The organism is Methanobrevibacter cuticularis (genome assembly GCF_001639285.1).
GTDB classification, from domain to species: domain Archaea; phylum Methanobacteriota; class Methanobacteria; order Methanobacteriales; family Methanobacteriaceae; genus Methanobaculum; species Methanobaculum cuticulare.
Genome location: NZ_LWMW01000020.1, coordinates 1 through 1,665, shown reverse-complemented (window position 1 = coordinate 1,665; position 1,665 = coordinate 1). Strand labels below are relative to the sequence as shown.

General features: G+C 26.4%; 2 protein-coding genes. Both read right to left on the bottom strand.

Annotated elements, in window-relative coordinates; translation table 11 throughout:
- Nucleotides 1–296 precede the first annotated feature (296 nt).
- A complete protein-coding gene (locus MBCUT_RS00555) occupies nucleotides 297–530 on the bottom strand; it encodes a hypothetical protein (RefSeq protein WP_169805335.1) in 234 nt (77 codons plus the stop codon).
- Between the two features lie 146 nt (nucleotides 531–676).
- On the bottom strand, nucleotides 677–1,665 hold a 989-nt coding region (locus MBCUT_RS00550), incomplete at its 5' end, for an Ig-like domain-containing protein (protein WP_169805334.1).

Genomic DNA, 1,665 nt, shown 5'->3' with positions numbered 1-1,665 from the left:
TAAAATAATCTTTAATAATTTTATTATTAAAAAAATATACATTATAATTATTTAGATTGAGAAATAAATGAATATAAAAGTTTTTAAAAAATATCATTACTTATAAACTTTATTTTCAGGACTATAAAAAAAATCAGAGATTTTTCAACTTTAGAGGGTCGGCCAAAAATAGCTTTTTTCAAAAAAAGTTTCTTCTTTTGCTAAACAAAGGATTTTCCTAAGATTTTGAAAAGCCAATATGGAATTTTGGCTGACCCTTATTTTAGAAAATTCTTGTATATTTTGTATATTAAATATTAATTTTTTATTTTTATTTTATGTTCTTTTATTTCTTCTTTTGTTAGTTCTCTAATTAGATGGTTTTCATTGTTGAATCCGTTTTTTTCAATACTGAAAATATTTTCAATAGTGTTGAAGTCGACGCTGTGGATGTATAATGATTCTTTAATGATTTTGTTGTTTTCATCTCTTTTTAGTTTGAAAATCCCATAAACTTTATCTCCCATTTTATGAACATCTCCTTTTATCATTTTATAATTATATACAACTATCAAAATAATAATAAAAATATGAGAGAATGGAAAAAATTAAGTTATAATTCTCTCTTTTTAAAAGTTTTTTTTTAGATTTTTATAATACACATATTTTTAACTTTAGATTTTTATTAAAAGTTTTTTTATGTGATTCTTTTGTATGTTTTCAATTTGATTTTAGCTATTTTTCCAAATGCAAGGTTTAAGACCTTGATTTTTAGGATTTTTTTGGTTTTGTTGTAGCTTGTTTTTATGTTCTTTGTTTTGCTGATTTTGCTTAAAATAAGGCCTTTTTTAAAGTATTTTGTGTAGGTTTTAGATCCTGTTAGTTCGCCGTAGTTTTTGATATAGTAGATTTTGCTGTATACTTTGTAGATTTTGCCTTTGGATTTTATTTTTTTAGCGCTTGGAATTGTTTTATAGACTTTTATGTTGGCTTTTGTTATTTTTATTGTGTTGGATTTTCCACTTGAAGAAGCATATATTATATTTCCAGTGTTTAAACCGTTGAAAGCTGCATTTGCTTGATAGTTTCCTGCTTTAGTTGCAGTAAATGTGTACTGTGCAATTCCTTGACTATTTGTTCTAAGACTTACAATTTTACCTGCAATAGTTAAACTGAGATTCTGGTTAGCTAATATGTTTCCTTGATTGTCTTTGAGTGTGATTTTGTAAGTAATTTTATTACCGTTTCTTGTTGAAGTTATTGTTATTTTAGTTCCAAGATTCTTTGGAGCAACAGTATAGTTAGCAGCTATTGTTGCATCGTTGTAGTTATTGTTTCCAGGGAAAAATATATCTACATTAGCTATTCCTACACTTGTATTAGGTATTGTTAAACTCCAAACACCATCAATAACACCTACATTATAATCTACACCATTAACAGTTACTGTGATGTTGTATGTTCCGTTTATTAGGTTACCATTAGCATCAGTGATATTACCATTAATAGTGGAGTTTTCACCATAAGTAGCATTATTTGGTAAGTTAACATTGATTGTTGTTCCTAGTTTTTGGACGATGAAATTCACGTTGTTGTTGGATTCTGTGTAATTGTTGTTTTCTTTAAATATTATGGTGTATGTGTATTCATCTACATCTAAATCAGGGATATTTACTCTACCCACAC

What these genes read in the sequence shown, in the direction of transcription:
- MBCUT_RS00555 (WP_169805335.1), bottom strand. Translation starts at nt 530, where the DNA reads ATGATAAAAGGAGATGTTCATAAAATGGGAGATAAAGTTTATGGGATT.